19 protein-coding genes are annotated in these 18,405 nt (G+C 62.3%); 11 read left to right on the top strand and 8 right to left on the bottom strand.

The window, feature by feature from the left end; genetic code table 11:
- Positions 1-128: 128 nt before the first annotated feature.
- The gene (locus tag KVQ82_RS12310; RefSeq protein ID WP_041073464.1) at positions 129-1,226 is read left to right on the top strand and encodes a polyamine ABC transporter substrate-binding protein; all 1,098 of its coding nucleotides are present in this window, start codon (positions 129-131) and stop codon (positions 1,224-1,226) included.
- Between the two features lie 268 nt (positions 1,227-1,494).
- Here KVQ82_RS12310 and thpR read toward each other — a convergent pair whose 3' ends face one another.
- On the bottom strand, positions 1,495-2,034 hold the full coding sequence (thpR, locus tag KVQ82_RS12305) for an RNA 2',3'-cyclic phosphodiesterase (protein ID WP_222019006.1): 540 nt from the start codon (positions 2,032-2,034) through the stop codon (positions 1,495-1,497).
- A gap of 105 nt (positions 2,035-2,139) precedes the next feature.
- Here thpR and KVQ82_RS12300 point away from each other — a divergent pair, with 105 nt between their 5' ends.
- Entirely contained in the window at positions 2,140-2,334 is a 195-nt protein-coding gene (locus KVQ82_RS12300; RefSeq protein WP_041073468.1) for a hypothetical protein, read from the top strand.
- A 115-nt stretch (positions 2,335-2,449) separates the two neighbouring features.
- On the opposite strand, the gene KVQ82_RS12295 is transcribed toward KVQ82_RS12300, so the two are convergent.
- Both KVQ82_RS12295 and KVQ82_RS12290 read right to left on the bottom strand, forming a co-directional pair.
- Positions 2,450-2,803, bottom strand: coding sequence for a DUF1428 domain-containing protein (locus KVQ82_RS12295; RefSeq protein WP_222019005.1), 354 nt, complete (start codon positions 2,801-2,803; stop codon positions 2,450-2,452).
- A gap of 2 nt (positions 2,804-2,805) precedes the next feature.
- Positions 2,806-3,885, bottom strand: coding sequence for a hypothetical protein (locus KVQ82_RS12290; RefSeq protein WP_222019004.1), 1,080 nt, complete (start codon positions 3,883-3,885; stop codon positions 2,806-2,808).
- Positions 3,886-4,257: 372 nt separating this feature from the next.
- Here KVQ82_RS12290 and KVQ82_RS12285 point away from each other — a divergent pair, with 372 nt between their 5' ends.
- Positions 4,258-4,530, top strand: a complete 273-nt coding sequence (locus tag KVQ82_RS12285) for a hypothetical protein (protein ID WP_003226119.1) — start codon at positions 4,258-4,260, stop codon at positions 4,528-4,530.
- Positions 4,531-4,575: 45 nt separating this feature from the next.
- On the opposite strand, the gene KVQ82_RS12280 is transcribed toward KVQ82_RS12285, so the two are convergent.
- The gene (locus KVQ82_RS12280) at positions 4,576-4,782 is read right to left on the bottom strand and encodes a hypothetical protein (RefSeq protein ID WP_041073476.1); all 207 of its coding nucleotides are present in this window, start codon (positions 4,780-4,782) and stop codon (positions 4,576-4,578) included.
- A gap of 242 nt (positions 4,783-5,024) precedes the next feature.
- Between KVQ82_RS12280 and KVQ82_RS12275 the strand changes: the two genes are divergently transcribed.
- The 4 genes from KVQ82_RS12275 (at position 5,025) to paoC (ending at position 10,827) form a co-directional block, all read left to right on the top strand.
- The gene (locus tag KVQ82_RS12275) at positions 5,025-6,779 is read left to right on the top strand and encodes an L-lactate permease (protein WP_041073478.1); all 1,755 of its coding nucleotides are present in this window, start codon (positions 5,025-5,027) and stop codon (positions 6,777-6,779) included.
- 279 nt (positions 6,780-7,058) lie between these two features.
- Positions 7,059-7,682 carry an aldehyde dehydrogenase iron-sulfur subunit PaoA gene (gene paoA, locus KVQ82_RS12270; protein WP_222019003.1) on the top strand — a complete coding sequence of 208 codons (624 nt, stop codon included), beginning with the start codon at positions 7,059-7,061 and terminating at the stop codon, positions 7,680-7,682.
- Complete coding sequence (locus KVQ82_RS12265; protein WP_222019002.1) at positions 7,679-8,635, top strand: xanthine dehydrogenase family protein subunit M; 957 nt, start codon at positions 7,679-7,681, stop codon at positions 8,633-8,635. The genes paoA and KVQ82_RS12265 overlap by 4 nt, the downstream gene beginning before the upstream one ends.
- Entirely contained in the window at positions 8,632-10,827 is a 2,196-nt protein-coding gene (gene paoC, locus KVQ82_RS12260) for an aldehyde oxidoreductase molybdenum-binding subunit PaoC (RefSeq protein WP_222019001.1), read from the top strand. The genes KVQ82_RS12265 and paoC overlap by 4 nt, the downstream gene beginning before the upstream one ends.
- A gap of 94 nt (positions 10,828-10,921) precedes the next feature.
- Here the strand turns inward: paoC and KVQ82_RS12255 are convergent, their stop codons facing one another.
- On the bottom strand, positions 10,922-11,338 hold the full coding sequence (locus KVQ82_RS12255; protein WP_222019000.1) for a cupin domain-containing protein: 417 nt from the start codon (positions 11,336-11,338) through the stop codon (positions 10,922-10,924).
- Between the two features lie 198 nt (positions 11,339-11,536).
- Between KVQ82_RS12255 and KVQ82_RS12250 the strand changes: the two genes are divergently transcribed.
- Positions 11,537-12,478, top strand: coding sequence for a LysR family transcriptional regulator (locus KVQ82_RS12250; protein WP_222018999.1), 942 nt, complete (start codon positions 11,537-11,539; stop codon positions 12,476-12,478).
- Here KVQ82_RS12250 and KVQ82_RS12245 read toward each other — a convergent pair.
- A complete protein-coding gene (locus KVQ82_RS12245; RefSeq protein WP_222018998.1) occupies positions 12,435-13,394 on the bottom strand; it encodes an aldo/keto reductase in 960 nt (319 codons plus the stop codon). The genes KVQ82_RS12250 and KVQ82_RS12245 overlap by 44 nt on opposite strands.
- Positions 13,395-13,506: 112 nt before the next feature.
- On the opposite strand from KVQ82_RS12245, the gene KVQ82_RS12240 reads away from it, so the two are divergent.
- Both KVQ82_RS12240 and KVQ82_RS12235 read left to right on the top strand, forming a co-directional pair.
- A complete protein-coding gene (locus KVQ82_RS12240; protein WP_222018997.1) occupies positions 13,507-14,283 on the top strand; it encodes an alpha/beta hydrolase in 777 nt (258 codons plus the stop codon).
- Between the two features lie 248 nt (positions 14,284-14,531).
- Positions 14,532-15,398 (top strand): CAP domain-containing protein, encoded by an 867-nt coding sequence (locus KVQ82_RS12235; RefSeq protein ID WP_041073492.1) that lies wholly within the window; start codon positions 14,532-14,534, stop codon positions 15,396-15,398.
- 131 nt (positions 15,399-15,529) lie between these two features.
- On the opposite strand, the gene KVQ82_RS12230 is transcribed toward KVQ82_RS12235, so the two are convergent.
- Positions 15,530-16,162: a PQQ-binding-like beta-propeller repeat protein gene (locus KVQ82_RS12230; protein WP_041073494.1), complete on the bottom strand. Its 633-nt coding sequence runs from the start codon at positions 16,160-16,162 to the stop codon at positions 15,530-15,532.
- Positions 16,163-16,193: 31 nt separating this feature from the next.
- Positions 16,194-17,405, bottom strand: a complete 1,212-nt coding sequence (locus KVQ82_RS12225) for a helix-turn-helix domain-containing protein (protein ID WP_222018996.1) — start codon at positions 17,403-17,405, stop codon at positions 16,194-16,196.
- A 517-nt stretch (positions 17,406-17,922) separates the two neighbouring features.
- Between KVQ82_RS12225 and KVQ82_RS12220 the strand changes: the two genes are divergently transcribed.
- Positions 17,923-18,354: a nuclear transport factor 2 family protein gene (locus KVQ82_RS12220; protein WP_198760140.1), complete on the top strand. Its 432-nt coding sequence runs from the start codon at positions 17,923-17,925 to the stop codon at positions 18,352-18,354.
- Positions 18,355-18,405 lie beyond the last annotated feature (51 nt).

Raw genomic sequence — 18,405 nt, 5'->3', positions numbered from 1 at the left:
GGTTCGGCGACTGCTTCGCAGCCGATCGGGGATGAATCCCCTCACCACAGCAAGCTCCCTCGCCACAGAGATGTGTGTACATCAGGTTTTGTGTTGTGTTTTTGAATAAAAAGAATGGAGTTTCACCGATGAAAATGTTTGGCAGGACTCTGCTGACACTGTCCTTAATGGGCGCAATCGCCACGGGCGTCCAGGCCAACGACAAGGTGCTGCGTGTTTACAACTGGTCCGATTACATCGCACCGGACACCGTCAAGAAGTTCGAAGACGAGACCGGCATCCAGGTGACCTACGACGTGTTCGACAGCAACGAAACCCTTGAGGCGCGTTTGCTGGCGGGCAAATCCGGTTACGACATCGTCGTGCCGTCCAACAGTTTCCTGGCCAAGCAGATCAAGGCCGGGGTCTATCAGCCGCTCGACAAATCGAAGCTGTCGAACTGGAAGAATCTCAACCCGGTGCTGCTGAAAAACGCCTCCGCCAGTGATCCGGACAACGCTCACGCGTTCCCGTACATGTGGGGCTCGATCGGCATCGGCTATAACCCCGACAAGGTCAAGGAAGTGCTCGGCGCCAATGCCCCGACCAACTCCTGGGACCTGCTGTTCAAACCGGAAAACGCCGAGAAGCTGAAAGCCTGCGGTATCAGCTTCCTCGACTCGCCGACCGAAATGATCCCGGCCGCCCTGCACTACCTGGGCTACCCGGTGAACGACAAGGACAAGGCGCACATTCTCGAAGCCGAAGCGCTGTTCATGAAGATCCGCCCGTACGTGGCGTACTTCCATTCCTCGAAGTACATCTCGGACCTGGCCAACGGCAACATCTGCGTGGCGGTCGGTTACTCCGGTGACGTGCTGCAGGCCAAGGCCCGCGCGGTGGAAGCCGGCAACAAGGTGCAGATCGACTACAGCATTCCCAAGGAAGGCGCCGGCAGTTTCTACGACATGGTCGCCATCCCGCGCGACGCCGCCAACGTCGATAACGCCTACCTGTTCATGAACTTCCTGATGCGTCCGGACATCATTGCCGAGATCACCAACAGCAACGGTTACAGCAACGCCAACTCGGCGGCGACGCCACTGGTGGACGAAGCGATCCGCAACGACCCGGGTTCGTACCCGTCGCAGGCGGTGATGGCGACGTTGTACGCGGTGCCGGATCAGCCGATTGCCACCCAGCGGATCATGACCCGCGGTTGGACGCGGGTGAAGCTCGGTAAGTAATCCGGCTGATTGAAGATTGTGACAAGACTGGAAAACCTGTGGGAGCTGGCTTGCCAGCGATGGCGATGAGTCCAGCGACGACGATGTTGGATGTGCCGCCCCAATCGCTGGCAAGCCAGCTCCCACAGGGAGGGTGTTGACTCGCAGAATCATTGATTTCCCGTTCACGCAGCGCCTTACCACCGCTGCATCCTGCAATGAACGGCCTCACCTGGCTCCCTCGGCTCAGGTGAACTTCAGGCGCCCTCGGGCGCCTTTTTTTGTGCGTTCAATTCAGTGGCCAATCCTGCAGGATCCGGTAGCGGCCCTTGTGCGATTCGAACAAGGCAAAGCGCTCGGCACGCAGGAGGAACTCCGGCGGCGTGGCGGCTTCCGGCTCCGTTGCACGGTAGTCTCGGGCCAGGGTCAGGTGCGGGCGGAACTCGCGCGGTGATTCTTCGAAACCGAACGGCAGCATCGCCTGTTCCAACGCATACACCAGACGCAACAACGCCGGCGGCGCCTGCTCCGGTGCCAGAGACAAAATCCCCGCGCGATGCCAGACCTGCAGACGATCCAGCGCAAGCTTCAATGGCTCACCCGGCGTGCGTACTTTGCCAGCGGCTTCGCAGACTTCATGGATCTGCGCCAGCGGTACGGCACCGAGGAACAGCAGCGTCAGGTGAAAGTTATCCGCCGGCACCGCTTTGCCGGTGCGCAACCCCAAATCGCCACGCCACTGAGCGATGGCCTTGCGTTGTGGTGCTGGGCAGTCGAGGGCGAAAAACAGTCGCTTGAACGGTTCATCCCTGCGCGCATCATCGGTCATGGCCCTGCTCCTTCGCTCGTCGATCGGCCGATTCTACACGGCCTTCTCTGACGACTCGCGACAGCCGGCTATAGTTCAAGGATGGCCATCGAACCGGAGGTCGCCATGCGCGAGATCCTCAGCAAAGAGCCCTGGTGGGCCCGACCACCCAGCCCAGGGCAGGATGAAACCGAGCTGGAATGGGGCTGGCTGGTGCATTACAGCGAAGGTGAACCGCGTTTCGAATTCGTCCGCGAACGACCGACGGAGGAAGAAATCCGCCACCGCAAAAGCTGCCGGATTACCCCCTCTCCAGAGTGACCACCCCATGTGGGAGCGAGCCTGCTCGCGAAAGCGGTGGGTCAGCCATGAAGATATGGGCTATGCCGGCCTCTTCGCGGGCAAGCCCGCTCCCACAATGGATTTGCGCTGGTCCTCAGGATTCAAGAAGGTTCTTGAAGCCACCAAAGATCATCCGTTGCCCATCAAACCCCATCGGGTTGACGTCCGGTTGCATGCGCGGGTCTTCCATCATCTTTACCATGCCGGCATCGCGGGTGGCCTTGTCGGGCCAGATCAGCCAGCCGGCGGAAACGGTCTCGCCGTCCTTGAGTTTTACCGCCATCGGGAATGACGTGACTTTGCCTTCCGGCACGTCATCGCCCCAGCACTGAACCACCTCCTTCGCTCCGTATTCCTTGAACAGTTTCGCGGCGATCGCACAGTGTTTTTTGTACTGCTCGCGGTTGGCATTCAACACGGGTGCTACAAAAATATCGATGTAAGCCATGATCACTCTCCTTGCACGTTGGGTTCGATCTGCTGATTGGTCGATTCGGGAGGCTGCCATTCGACACGATTCAGCCCCGGCCCGACCGACGGTTGTTCGCCCCCGCCAAGGCTGCCCTCGACCTGCCCGGCGATATGCAGCGTTCCAGCCATGACCCCGGTGGTCGGGTTCTGCAGCAATTTCGCCCAAGCCTTGTCGAAGGTGCTGCCCAGGCTGCTGCGAATCAGCGCTTCACTGTCGGGTCGGTCGTTGGCCTGGATGATCGCGCGGATGCCCGCCACCCCAATCGAGATCACCCCGCCGACCAACTTGCCCGCCGCAGCCGCCACCGCACTGGCCGCTCCGCGCGGGGCCATTTCCGCTTCCATCCGTTGACTGGCGCGTTTGGCCACAGGGGCCATGCCGGCGTCGGTCGAGGCAATGCCCTTGCTGCCGCCCTCGGTGTGGATCTTGTCGATCAGCGCGGCATACGCCGGCAAGGTGTTCAGCGGCTCGGTGCTGATGACCTGATACAGCGACGCATCCCGCGCCGGCGGCGGCCCGAGGGCGATGGCCGGGACCTTCTGCAGACGCCCGTTGAGTTGGGCCACCGGCACGCCATAGCGCTGGGCGATGAGCGGCATCTGCTGGGCCATCAGTTGCGCGTAGAACGCCGTGGTCTGACCGAGGATCGCGTCCGGATCGATCTCCACCGCCACCGGTGCCAGCACTCTTTCCTGATATTGCTCAAGCAGATAGCTCGCCAGACGTTTGGCCGACGCATCCTGCTCGCCGCCAGCACTGATGGTGTACCAACTGACCTTCATCGACAGCCATTCCTGGGTCCAGTAGCTGCTGAACCACGGAATGAAATTTTCTTCAGTTTGCTGATAGACGCGAGTGCGCCAATGTTCCATCGAACCCCGGGCAAATACTTTGACTTGCTCGGTGGATTGCTGCGAGGCGCTGACGATGTCGCGGTCGATCTGCTGCCAGGTCGCCGGGGACACCACCACCGCTCGCGGCGCCACCGGAGCGCGGGCCGAGGTGGCGCAGCCAGCCAGCAGACACAGTGCGGCGAGGCTCAGCGCACGCAGGTTCACGGTGGTGGAGTCCTTGAATGGAGGGAGACAGCATTGAGTATAGGTGTGTCAGTTTCCGAGGATGTTGGCTGTACCGACGCCATCGCTGGCAAGCCAGCTCCCACAGAGCCCTTCTGTGAACATCAATCCAATGAAAAGCCGAAAACCTGTGGGAGCTGGCTTGTAAGCCCCATGGAAAACTTCAGTGGCCATCAATCCAATGAACACCCGAAAAACCTGTGGGAGCTGGCTTGCCAGCGATGAGGCCAGTCAATCCACCACACCTATTAACCATCAACGCCGTCGATATTCACCATCGCCACGATTGCCTTCCGCCCGCCGCCCGGCGAAGGCACGATTCACCCATCCGAGACGCAACGAGGAGTACCCATCATGATTCGCACCATCACCCTCTCCGTGAGCTTCCCGGTGTTCGGCAGCAACTATTACGACCAGCAGGTCGTCTCGCGCAAGACGCAAGCGCTGCTGTTCAACGAAGATTTCGACGATGTGCTGATGCCCGCTGCGAGCAATCACTTCAGCAATGAAGTGGTTGGCATCAACGATCAGTTCCGCTTTCTGAGCGACATACTCGCCACCCATTTGCTGGATCTCGAGGCCACCGCGCCTGCGCATTCCAGCGTCCGGGCGAGCGCTCATTTTTAATCGCCGAGGGCGTTCCCGTTGCGGGAACGCCCTTTTGATTTCTACTCAGTCATCGTCGCGATCACGATAGTAACGACGCCCGTCGCGACGACCATCGTCGCGGTCATCCCAGCGTCGGTCATGGTCGTAGTAACGGCCATGATCGCGGTCGTAATGCCGCCCGTGGCGGTGATCATCATCAAAGTCCGCCACACAGCCAGCCAGCAATACGGCGGCGGTCACGGTCAGCAGCATCGTTGTAGCGCGCTTCATTCAACACTTCCCTAAAACCAAGGTCTTGACGACGGAACGGCTGTCACTGCCCGCGCCTTCAGGACGCAGTGCGCGCAGCCGCTGATACGACCGGACAAAAGGACTTTGATTCACTGCCCGGGCACGACCGTTGATCGGCCCATTTGCTGCATCCGGGCGGCGGCGAAATGCCACCTATACTGCTGCTTACCGACTCCCACGCAATGGATCTGCGCCTCGATAACAACAAGCAGAGGTGGATCATGGTCTGGCAGCAAATCTACGACCCGTTCGGCAACCCGCTGATCTCCACGCTCATGGCCGCGGTGCCGGTGGTGGTGATGCTCGCGGCGCTGGCGTTCTTTCACGTCAAGGCGCACCTCGCCGCCCTGCTCGCCCTGGCTTCGGCATTATTGATTTCGATCTTCGCCTTCGGCATGCCGGCGAGCATGGCCGGTTCGGCGGCGTTGTTCGGCGCGGCCAATGGTTTACTGCCGATCGGCTGGATCGTGCTCAACATCATTTTTCTGCACCGCCTGACCACCGAGAACGGCTCGTTCAAAGTGCTGCAGGATTCCCTCGCACGCATCACCGATGACCGGCGTTTGCAGCTGCTGCTGATCGCGTTCTGCTTCGGTGCATTTTTCGAAGGCGCGGCAGGGTTCGGTACGCCGGTGGCGGTGACCGGGGCGATTCTGATCGGCCTCGGTTTTTCGCCGCTGGCGGCGTCGGGTCTGGCGTTGATTGCCAACACCGCACCAGTGGCGTTCGGCGCACTCGGCACGCCGATCATCACCTTGGCCAAGGTCACCGGGCTGGATGAGATGGAGCTGTCGATGATGGTCGGTCGGCAGCTGCCGTTTTTCTCGGTGCTGGTGCCGTTCTGGCTGATCTGGGCGTTTGCCGGGTGGCGCAAGATGCTGGAGATCTGGCCGGCGATTCTGGTGGCCGGGGTCAGCTTCGCGGTGCCGCAATTCCTCGTCTCAAACTTCCACGGGCCGATGCTGGTGGACGTGATCGCCGCGCTGATTTCCATGGCCTGTCTGACCCTGTTTCTGCGAGTCTGGAAACCGGCGACGGTGTACACCTCGGCTGCCCTGTCAGGGCGAGTCGACAACTCCCGGGTCGAGGAAGAAAAAGTCACCGCCAGCGCCGCCTTCAGTGATCAGGCACGCCCCGCCGTGATGCGCGCGTGGATGCCGTGGATCATCCTCACCGTGTTCGTGTTTGCCTGGGGCACCCAGGGCTTCAAGAACATCTTCGATGTGCGCCCGGCGCTGGACCCGGTAACGCACGCGGTGAAACTTGATCCACAAGGCAAACCGATGAACGAGGCCAACCCGATTTTCTCCCCGGCGCTGACCTTCACCACCCTGCACCTGCAAGTGCAGAAAGTCCCGCCGGTGGTGCCGGCGCCGAAAGCCGAGGAAGCGATCTACAAGTTCACCTGGTTCACTGCCACCGGCAGCGGCATTCTGCTGGCAGCGATTGTCGGCGGCCTGCTGATGGGCTATTCGATCCCGCAACTGATCAAGCAGTACCTGCGCACCTTGTGGGTGGTGCGGTTTTCGCTGATCACCATTGCCGCGATGCTCGCGCTGGGGTTCCTCACGCGTTATTCCGGGCTGGACGCCACCATGGGTCTGGCGTTTGCCGCCACCGGAGTGTTTTATCCGATGTTCGGCACCTTGCTCGGCTGGCTCGGCGTCGCGTTGACTGGTTCGGACACAGCCTCGAACGTACTGTTCGGCGGACTGCAACGGGTGACCTCGGAACAGCTGGGCATCAGCCCTGTGCTGATGGCGGCGGCCAACAGTTCCGGCGGGGTGATGGGCAAGATGGTCGATGCGCAATCGATCGTGGTTGCCTCCACCGCGACCCGCTGGTATGGGCATGAGGGCGAGATTCTGCGCTACGTGTTCTTCCACTCGATCGTGCTGGCGGTGCTGGTGGGTGGTCTTGTCACCTTGCAGGCGTATGTGGCGCCGTTCACGCATATGGTGGTTGGCGGGCATTAAACACAATCCCTGTGGGAGCGGGCTTGCCCGTGATAGCGGTGTGTCATTCATGCGAAAGGCTGACTGACACGACCTCATCGCTGGCAAGCCAGCTCCCACAACGTCAAGTGTCGCCCAGCGTATTAATGAATCCTGCGCATAACTCTATAGCGCAAATCCGCAAAAACCTTTTCCCCTCCGCGCAGGTCATTCCAAGAACGAGACCGGTAAACATGCCGGCGCGCCCGTTTGGGCCCTTCAATCCCTGCCGTCCTGATTAAGCCAGAGAGGAATCGAAGCATGACGATTTCCCGACGAAGATTCCTGATCCTCGGCGCGGTGACCGCCACCGCGTTTGCAATGCCCCCCTTCATCAGCCTCAAGGCCTACGCGGCCAGTCTGGAGCAACTCGCCATGGCCAAACTGACGATCAACGTCAACGGTAAACCCCAAGCCCTTGAGGTCGACAACCGCACCACCCTGCTCGACGCCCTGCGCGAGCACCTGCACCTGACCGGCAGCAAAAAAGGCTGCGACCACGGCCAGTGCGGCGCCTGCACCGTCATCGCCGACGGCCGCCGAATCAATGCCTGCCTGACCCTCGCGGTGATGCACGAAGGCAGCGAGATCACCACCATCGAAGGCCTCGGCATGCCCGACAACCTGCACCCGATGCAGGCCGCGTTCATCAAGCACGACGGCTACCAGTGCGGCTATTGCACGCCGGGGCAGATCTGTTCGGCGGTGGCGGTGCTCAAGGAAATTCGCGAGGGCATCCCCAGCCACGTCAGCCCCAGCCTGACCGAGGCGCCACAACTGATCGCCAGCGAATTCCAGGAGCGCATGAGCGGCAACATCTGCCGCTGCGGCGCCTACTCGAACATCATCGAAGCCATCACTGAAGTTGCGCAGGTGCCAGCATGAGAGCGTTCAATTACAGCCGCGCCGACTCCCCCGCCGCAGCCGCAACGCTGGCGGCGCAGATTGAAGGCGCGAAGTTCATCGCCGGTGGCACCAACCTGCTGGACCTGATGAAACTCGACATCGAAACCCCGCTGCACCTGATCGACGTCAACCACTTGGGCCTCGATCAGATCGAAGCCACACCTGAAGGCGGATTGCGCATCGGCGCGCTGGTGCGCAACACCGATCTGGCCGCCGACAGCCGCGTGCGCAAGGACTACGCGCTGCTCTCCCGCGCCCTGCTCGCCGGCGCTTCCGGCCAGTTGCGCAACATGGCGAGTACTGCCGGCAACCTGCTGCAACGCACGCGCTGCCCGTACTTTTATGATGTCAATCAGGCCTGCAACAAACGCCAGCCCGGCAGCGGCTGCGCGGCGATTGGCGGGGTCAGTCGGCAACTGGGACTGATTGGCGTCAGTGACGCGTGCATCGCCACCCACCCCAGCGACATGGCGATTGCGATGCGCGCCCTCGATGCACAGATTGAAACGGTCAAATCCGACGGCAGCACCCGCAGCATCGCCATCGCCGATTTCCATCAGCTCCCCGGCAACACGCCAAACATCGAAACCAGCCTCACGCCCGGCGAGTTCATCACGTCGGTAACCCTGCCGGCCCCGGTCGGTGGCACGCACATTTATCACAAGGTGCGCGATCGCTCGTCCTACGCCTTTGCGCTGGTATCGCTCGGTCTGATCCTGCACAAGGACGGCAGCGGCCGTGTGGCGGTCGGCGGTATCGCGCCGAAACCGTGGCGGGTCGAAGCCGCCGACGCGTTGCTGCCCCAAGGCGCGAAAGCCGCGAGCGAACGCCTGCTTGACGGCGCCACGCCGACCCACGACAACCAATTCAAACTGACGCTGGTCGAGCGCACGCTCGGCTCGGTGTTGGCGCAAGCGAGGGATGAAGCATGAAGTTCGACACGCCCGCCACCACCAACCCGATTGACCAGCTCAAGGTCGTCGGCAAACCCACCGACCGCATCGAAGGCCCGCTGAAAACCAGCGGTCAGGCGCCATATGCCTACGAGCAGCACGAGGCCGTGGCGAATCAGGCTTACGGTTTCATGGTCGGCTCGGCCATCGCCAAGGGCCGCATCAGCCACATCGATCTCGACGCCGCCCAAGCCGCACCGGGCGTGCTGGCCATCGTCACCGCCGCCAATGCCGGCAAGCTCGGCAAGGGCCAATACAATTCGGCGCCGCTGCTCGCCGGGCCCGAGGTGCAGCACTATCACCAGGCCGTGGCGCTGGTGGTCGCCGAGACCTTCGAACAGGCCCGCGCCGCAGCGCAACTGGTCAAGGTCGACTACGTCGCGGCCAAAGGCGAGTTCGAACTGGCCAACGTGCTTGACCAAGGCGTCGAAGACGACGAGTTGCCCGACGTCACCCACGGCGATTTCGACTCGGCCTTCGCCGCCGCGCCGGTGCAGTTCGACCAGACCTACACCACCCCCGATCAATCCCACGCGATGATGGAGCCGCACGCCACACTGGCCGCATGGAAAGGTGATCATCTGACCTTGTGGACCTCCAATCAGATGATTGCCTGGAGCGTCGGCGACGTCGCCACGACCCTTGGCCTGCCCAAGGAAAACGTGCGCCTGATCTCGCCGTACATTGGTGGCGGCTTCGGCGGCAAACTGTTCATTCGTGCCGACGCGATCCTCGCCGCCCTCGGTGCGCGCCTGGCCAACCGCCCGGTGAAAGTCGCCCTCGCCCGCCCGCAAATGGCCAACAACACCACCCACCGCCCGGCCACGATTCAGCGCATTCGGATGGGCGCGACGGCGGACGGCAAGCTCAGCGCCATCGCCCACGAAGGCTGGTCGGGCAACCTCAAGGACGGCAAGGTCGAAGTCGCCGCGCAACCGAGCCAGTTGCTTTATGCCGGGGAAAACCGCCGGGTGACCATGCGCCGGGCGCCGCTGGATCTGCCCGAAGGCAACTCCATGCGCGCGCCGGGTGAAGCGCCGGGGTTGATGGCGCTGGAAATCGCCATGGACGAAATGGCCGAGCAGCTCAAGCTCGACCCGGTGCAGTTCCGCATCCTCAATGACACCCAGGTCGATCCGGTAAAAACCGAGCGCCCGTTCTCCCAGCGGCGCCTGATCGAATGCCTGCAGACCGGCGCCGAGAAATTCGGCTGGAGCCAGCGCAACGCCACACCCGGTAGCCGTCGCGAAGGCCGCTGGCTGATCGGCATGGGCGTCGCCGCCGCGTTTCGCAACAACCTGCTGCTGAAATCCGGCGCCCGGGTACGGCTGGAGCGCGACGGCAAAGTCACGGTGGAAACCGACATGACCGACATCGGCACCGGCAGCTACACGATCATTGCGCAGACCGCGGCCGAGATGATGGGCGTGGACCTGGCGGACGTCAGCGTGCATCTGGGGGATTCGACCTTCCCGGTATCGTCCGGCTCCGGTGGCCAGTTCGGCGGCAACTGCTCGACTGCCGGGGTGTATGCCGCGTGCATGAAACTGCGTGAAGTGGTCGCCGGCAAACTGGGTATGAGCGGCAGCGATATCGAGTTTGCTGACGGTCAGGTGCGCGCCGGCGGCAAGACCCTGCCGCTGCGCGATGCCGCAAAAGATGGCGTGATCGAGGCCGAGGACAGCATCGAATTCGCCGACCTCGCCAAGCAGTATCAGCAATCGACTTTCGGTGCGCATTTCGTTGAAGTGGCGGTGGATGCAGCGACCGGCGAAGTCCGCGTGCGGCGCATGCTCGCCGTCTGCGCGGCGGGACGGATTCTCAACCCGAAAGCCGCACGCAGCCAAGTGATCGGGGCGATGACCATGGGCGTCGGCGCGGCGTTGATGGAAGAGCTGGCGGTGGACAAGCGGCTGGGCTTTTTCGTCAATCACGATCTGGCCGGATACGAGGTGCCGGTGCATGCTGACATCCCGCATCAGGAAGTGATTTTCCTCGACGAAACCGATCCGATTTCATCGCCGATGAAAGCCAAGGGTGTAGGTGAACTGGGGATTTGCGGCGTGAGTGCGGCGGTGGCCAATGCGATCTACAACGCCACCGGAGCGCGGGTGCGTGAGTACCCGATCACCCTCGACAAGATCCTCTCTTCCTTGCCAGAGATGATCTGACCCCCTGCAGGAGCTGCCTCAGGCTGCGATCTTTTGACCTGGTTTTTGAAGATCAAGATCAAAAGATCGCAGCCTTCGGCAGCTCCTACAGAGGTCAGTTCGGGTACTGCGCCGCGCTCACCTGTTCCATCCACTCCACCACAGCACCGTCCAGCACCTCGGCAATCGCAATGTGCGTCATCGCCGTGGTCGGCGCGGCGCCATGCCAGTGCTTCACCTGCGGTGCGATCCACACGGTATCGCCGGGGCGGATCTCGCGAACCGGTTGCCCCCACTCCTGCACAAAACCTGAACCGGCGGTGACGATCAGCGTCTGACCCAACGGATGGGTATGCCACGCGGTGCGTGCGCCCGGCTCGAAAGTCACCGTAGCGCCGCTGACGCGCGCCGCATCGCTGCCTTTGAACGGTGCGTCAACGCGCACGGTGCCGGTGAACCAGTCCGTCGGGCCTTTGGCCGACGGTTGCGAGCCGTTGGGGGTGACGGTAATGCCTGAGATATGTGCATTCATCACAAGACTCCAAATCTGAAAGAGATCTCCCTGTAGGAGCTGCCGCAGGCTGCGATCTTTTGATCTTTGATTTTCAAAAACAACATCAAAAGTTCGCAGCCTGCGGCAGCTCCTACAGGGAACTTGCGTCACTTTAGCGAGCCGTACTCTTCAGATAATCGACTAGAATTCGAAAAAACTTATGCAGGACACTCATCAATGCTTCGAGAAAACGCCAGTGACCTGCTCGCCTTCCTTGCCGTGGCCCGCGAGCGCAGCTTCACCAAAGCCGCAGCCAAACTGGGCGTTTCACAATCGGCGCTCAGCCATACCATTCGCGCCCTCGAAGCGCGCCTTGGCCTGCGCTTGCTGACGCGCACCACCCGCAGCGTCTCGCCCACCGAGGCTGGCGAACATCTGCTGCAGACCATCGGCCCGCGCTTCGAAGAGATCGAGCAGGAACTGGCGGCCCTGAGCAACCTGCGCGAAACGCCCGCAGGCCGGATCCGCATCAGTGCCACCGACCATTCGCTGAATTGGCTGTTGCGTCCGGTGCTCAAGGAATTCCTGCCCCAATACCCGGACATCGCCGTCGAGGTGATCTGCGACTACGGTTTCGTTGACATCGCCGGGCAAGGTTTCGACGCCGGCGTGCGGTTGGGCGAAGATGTCGCGCAAGGCATGATTGCCACCCGCATCGGCCCGGACATGCGCATGGCGGTGGTCGGCGCCCCTGCTTACTTCGCCAAGCGTGAACAGCCACAAACACCACGAGACCTGACCGCCCACGCCTGTAACAACCTGCGCCTGCCCACCAACGGCGGGCTGTACACCTGGGAGTTCGAGAAGGACGGCGAAAGCCTCAAGGTGCGGGTTTCCGGGCAAGTCACCCTCAATGGTGTGTATCCGCTGCTCGACGCTGCACTCGACGGTTTTGGCCTGAGCTACATTCCGGAAAACATCGTCGCGCCCTATCTGGCCGACGGGCGTCTGCTGCAAGTGCTGGCAGACTGGTGCCCGACGTTTGCCGGTTATCACCTGTATTACCCGAGTCGACGGCAGGCGGCGCCGGCGTTTGCTTTGCTGGTCGAGGCATTGCGTTATCGCGGGCAGGCAGCTATCCCAGCAGTGCAATCAACTGATGCCGCTGCGCATCGGTGAGCATCGGCCCGAACCCGGCGCCGGCGTTGTCGGTCATGTAGCGCGGATTGCCGGTGCCGGGAATCACGCAGGTCACCGCCGGGTGCGACAGCAAAAACTTCAGCGCCAGTTGCGGCCAACTGTTGACCTGCACGTCCGACACCCACGCCGGCAGCTGCCTGCCCTTGAGCCGTTCGAGCAACCCGCCACCGCCAAACGGCCGGTTGCAGATCACCGCGACCCCGCGCTCGCGGCACAACGGCAGAATGCGTTTTTCCACGCCACGGTCATCAAGGGCGTAATTGATTTGCAGAAAATCGAGTGGTTCAGCCTTGAGCACTGCTTCGACTTCGTCGTAAGCCGAGGGCATGTAATGGGTGATGCCGATGTAGCGGATACGCCCCTCGGTTTTCCACTCGCGCAGAGTCGGCAGATGACTTTGCCAGTCCAGCAGGTTGTGGATCTGCATCAGGTCGATGCGTTCGGTGCGCAGCAGACGGAAGGATTGCTCCATCTGCGCGATACCTTCCTCGCGCCCGCGCGTCCAGACCTTGGTGGCGAGAAAGGCCGGCGAACGCGGTTCGTGGATCGCCAGCAGTTCGCCAGTGGTTTGCTCGGCGCGGCCATACATCGGTGAGCTGTCGATCAGCGTGCCGCCCTTTCTGAACAGCTCGTCGAGCACTGCCGGCAGTTGTTTATAGGCGGTCTCGCCGGGCGCAACGTCGAAGCTACGATAAGTGCCCAGGCCCACCACGGGCAGTCGTTCGGCGCTGGAAGGGATGGCGCGGGTCTGCATGGTCTGATCTCCTGCCTGGTTCGGCGAAGTGGCAGTCGGCGTAATGGCAGTGGCCAACGCCCGGTCAAAGGTCAGGACCGCCGAAACCCCGGCAGCCAGCGTGAGCAATCGGCGACGGGAGCAACCCTCAGTGTGGCTCATGCTGGTTCCCCTGCTGCGTGAATCTGTTGCACGTTGTGTGCAACGGCTGTCCCTCCACGGCGCTGAACTACACTGCGACAGCGAACACCCGCGTCCCGTTAAAGTTAGCCGAATGTCCAGAATCCTGATGTCAGTCGTCGCTTTGCTCATCGCCCTCTACGTTTTGCTGTGCGGGGCATTGTTCGTGTTCCAGCGTTCGCTGATCTATTTCCCCCAGCCTGGCAGTGCCGTGACCACGGCAGATTCACGGCTGAAACTGGCGATGCCGGATGCCGATGTCTGGGTAACCGTTCGCGAACAGGCGGGTCCGAAAGCGCTGATCTACTTCGGCGGGAATGCCGAGGACGTGTCGCGCAACCTGCCTTCATTCAGCGCAGCGTTTCCGGATTACGCGGTGTATCTGCTGAACTACCGGGGCTTTGGCGGCAGCGGCGGTTCCCCCTCGGAGGAAGCGATTGCCGAAGATGCGCTGGCGCTGTTTGACCGGGTCTACGCCAGCCATCCGCAGATTGCCGTGGTCGGGCGCAGCCTGGGTTCCGGAGTGGCGGTGCGGCTGGCGAGTCAGCGCCCGGCGCAGACATTGATTCTGGTGACGCCGTACAACAGCCTCGAAGAACTCGCCGTGCGCCAATACCCGTGGTTTCCGGTGAAATGGCTGCTGAAGGATCGCTTCGAGTCGGGCCGCTATGCCGCGCACATTCAAGTGCCGACGCTGCTGCTGGCAGCCAGCGATGACGAAGTGATTCCACGGGACAGCACGCAGCGGTTGCTGGGGCATTTCCCCAAAGGTGTGGCGACGCTGCGAGTAGTGCCGGATTCGGGGCACAACTCGATTGCCGAGCGGGCGCAGTATCTGCAGTGGATGCAGGCAGTGCTTGATCGCAGATAGCCGATTATTGCGTCGGCTGAACTGGCCCCTTCGAGAGCAGGCTCGCTCCCACCTGGCTCTGTGGGAACGAGCCTGCTCGCGAAGGCGCCAGTGCGGACAACACAAAATCCAGGATCACCCTCCCCTTCACACCCAGCAAAAAAGCCAGTTTGCCAGCATGAACCAAGTGCAAAAAGCCCAGTCCTAGTGGCGCCGCATTCCGCGGCTGCCCACTTCAGCACTGTCCTTTCCCCTGAGTCTGCCGTCCCATGCGCCATGTCGTTCGCTCATCACGCTTCGTTTCGCTGTGCCTGCTGATCCTTGCCCCACTGTTCACCGAGACCGCCCACGCCAGCGAAGAGCGGCAACTGGTGGCCGCCATCAACGATTACCGCGCCCATCCGCAACGCTGCGAACGCCGCCCTGCCCAGCGCCTGGCGCCACTGTCGCTGAAGTCGAATCTGGCATTGCCGATCGGCTATGGCTACGGCGGTGGCTTGCGCGAGAGATTGAAGTCTTCGGGATATTCGGCGGTGGCGGTGCGCAGCATCCGCATCGTCGGTGCCGGGGATGCCGAGGAAGCCTTCGAACAGCTGCAAGACAGCCACTGCACCGCCCTGCTCGACGCCCAGTACGCCGACATCGGCGTCAGCCGCGCCCGCGGTGAATGGCAAGTGGTGCTGGCGCAACCGGTTCTCGACAGTCGCGTCGGCGACAACCGCAGCGTCGGCAAAGCCTTGCTCGCTGAGGTCAACGCCGCCCGTGCACGCCCACGGATGTGCGGACGCCAGCGCTTCGCCGCCGCTCGCCCGCTCAGCTGGAACCCGGCGCTGGGAGCCGCCGCGCAAGGGCATAGCAAGGCCATGGCCTACGGCAACTACTTCGCCCACCGTGATCCGGACGGCGACATGCCGGCCGATCGCGCCCGAGCGGCAGGTTATCGGGGCCGGCAGATCGGCGAAAACATCGCCGCCGGACAGAGTTCACCGGGCAAGGCAATGGCCGGATGGCTGGCCAGTCCCGGGCATTGTGCCAACCTGATGAACCCGATGTTCACCCAGGTCGGCGCGGGTTTTGCCAGTGAGGCGCGCAGTGATGAAGGGGTTTACTGGACGATGGTGTTTGGTGCGCCTTGATTCGCTGAGAGATTTTCAGTGAAGCTACTGGCCCCTTCGCGAGCAGGCTCGCTCCCACATTTTGCCCGGTTGAGGCTGAACCCGTGTGGGAGCGAGCCTGCTCGCGAAAGGGCCAGAACAGGCACCCTCCATCACTTGGGCCGCCGCACCGCCCGCAGCCGCCCACTCCCCCCGCCACCGCAGTAAAAGCGCTCGCCGTCATCCGCTTCCAGCCCGGAAACGCCTGTCCCCGCAGGCATCTTCAAACGCTCCAGGACCTCGCCATCTTGCGGGTCGACCCGGCGGAGTTCACTTTCATCGCCTTCCCAGGTGCCATGCCATAACGCGCCGTCGACCCAGGTGACCCCGGTGACAAAGCGGTCTGACGCCAGCGTGCGCAAGACCGCGCCGGTCTCCGGATCGACCTGATAGATCTTGCGCTCGCGATACTGGCCGATCCACAGCGAGCCTTCGGCCCAGGCCATCCCCGAATCGTTGCCGCCGCCCGGCGCCGGCACGGTGTTCAGCACACGGCCGGTGGTCGGGTCGATTTTCTGGATACGGCTGTCGGCGATCTGGAACAGGTACTGGCCGTCGAACGCGGTGCCAGCGTCGGCACCGACCTTGAGCGTGCGCACGGTTTTGCCGCTGGCCGGGTCCAGCGCATTGAGCTGGCCGTCACTGGCGAACCACACGTGCTGGCCGTCGAAGGTTACGCCGTGGACACGTTCGACGCCGTCGAACGGGCCGTACTCACGAAGGATTTCTGCGTTTGCCTGTTTCATGCTGCCTTCCTCGTTGGTAGGAGTGTCCAGCCTAGCCATTGCCCAACGACACCGGGAGTAACAAGATCGTCGCGAAACCCGGCACCGGCGGCGTGGTCCAGCGCCGCGCACGACCCACGCCGAACCCTTGCACTTTATCCGCCTGCGCCAGTGCTTCCAGTGAACGCTGCACTTGCCGCTGACTGCAGCCCAACGCCAACGCCAGCGCCGAACTCGACCAGGCTTCGCCATCGGCGAGCAAGGCCAGCAGTGTCGCGTACTTGTCCTCGACCGGCAAAGTGAGCAACGCCACATCGTCGGCGACCAAGGCAAAACCGCGCGCCGTCGCGATGATCCGCGCCAGGGGCTGCAACGCCGAACGCAAGCGACCGATCTCCACCCGCAGGCGTGCGCGATGGGATTCGTCGCTTAGTTTCAAGCGAAACGCCTGCGCGATCAGCGCCTCTCTCGACACATCTTCCGGCCACGCCTGAGCCAGCATCCGCAGCAGACCGAACAGCACCGGACGCGTCGCCAGGGCCACTGTCATCCCCGCGCCGCGCACGCTGTAGCGACACGCATCGATCACCAGCGCCGGCGAGGCGAACAACGCTTCAACCTGCGCGAGCGTCACGGTCTGAGACCGGCCAGACACAATCAGTTGCGCCGCAGGTGCATCGAGCATTTGCAAGGCCTGTTCGGTCTCTGCGGTCAGCGCGGGAATAGCCGCTTGCTGCGCCGCCCGTTGCGCAAGCTCCAGCGCCGCCCGCGCCGTGTGCGCCTGCACCTGACGCAGCGCAATACCGGCCGTCATCAATCCATGAGCGGCCCGCAACGGCGGGGGCAGCGCGGTGGGATCAAGTGCGGCGAGCAACGCCTGCGCCTCATCGAGCTGGCCGATCAGCAACAGCCGGCGGATTTGCAAATAGCGGGCATGCGCAGCGTTCAGGTGATCGCCGTGATCGAGCAAGAGCTGCCGCGCCGCCTCCAGCGCTTTAACCGGCCAGCCCAGATCCCGCGTCGCCAGCGCCACTTCGGCCTCGGCCACGACGCAGCGCGCTCGGGACAGCGGCTCGTTGGCACCGAACGCCTTGACCGCCCGCTGCAGCAGCGCCTTGGCTCGGGACACATCACCGAGCTGAGCCATGGCGATGCCACGCAGCGCCAGCGCAGGCGGGTCTTCACGCAGGGCGACGAGCTTCAACGCGGCCAGCGGATCACCCACCGCGAGCGCACGGCCGGCAGCGTTGATCAACGAGTCCATGACAGATCAGGCACAGTGAACATTTCCGGGACTGGATATCCCGGTTTAGTCCAGTTAGCGGACGGACACCAGTACGGTGTGATGCGAGAAATGACAACGCGGTAGAAACAGCCGCGCCCTTCGATAAAAAAGGGCGCTGGAGTCTGGTGGAGTGCTGCCGGGGTCAGACCGGGGAAATCGTCGCAAGCATTCCGATCAGAATGGTCAACGTCAGAAAACCACCGAGGAAAATCGCCATCTTGTTCATGCTGCTCTCCTTAATGTTGAGCTTGCGGTGCACCGGGCGCTTCGGGATGAAGGGCTGCCGCGGGTGACCGGATTGCCGGGCTATTCTGAGCGCCTGACTGAGCCGGTTACAGAGGCAGATCCAACAGAAAAATACGGATCAGATACCAAACTGATCTGTTCCGGACATGGCGTGATATTTAGATCGGCACACAAAGATTCGAGGGCACGCCGCTTTGAACTAGAGTGATTGCCGTCGCGCGAAAAACAACAACAATTCCAGGAGTGGTCAATGTCCGAACTGAACCTGCACCCCAACGCCGCCGAATCCTTGAAGCGTTGGCACGAGATGATCCGCACCGGCAACCTCAAGGCCTTGCCCGAGCTGCTTGATCCGAATGCGCTGTTCCGCTCGCCCATGGCCCACTCGCCCTACCCCGGCGCGCCTGTGGTGACGATGATCCTCAACACCGTGTTCAACGTGTTTGAAGATTTCAAATACCACCGTGAACTGGCGACTGCCGATGGTTTGAATGTGGTGCTGGAATTCAGTGCCAAGGTGGGGACGAAAGAGTTGAAGGGGATCGACATGATTCGCTTCGATGAGAGCGGGAAAATTATCGAGTTCGAGGTGATGGTGCGGCCGTTGAGCGGGTTGCAGGCCCTCGGCGAAGAGATGGGGCGGCGGCTTGGTGCGTATCTGGCAAGCGCGAAACCACAGTAGGATCAGGCGCCACAAAAAAAGCCCACTGACCATTACCGGTTCAGTGGGCTT

Source organism: Pseudomonas sp. AO-1 (assembly GCF_019775695.1).
GTDB lineage: Bacteria > Pseudomonadota > Gammaproteobacteria > Pseudomonadales > Pseudomonadaceae > Aquipseudomonas > Aquipseudomonas parakoreensis.
Note: the sequence above shows the minus strand (reverse complement) of the source record. Positions and strands in the feature narration are given on the sequence as shown.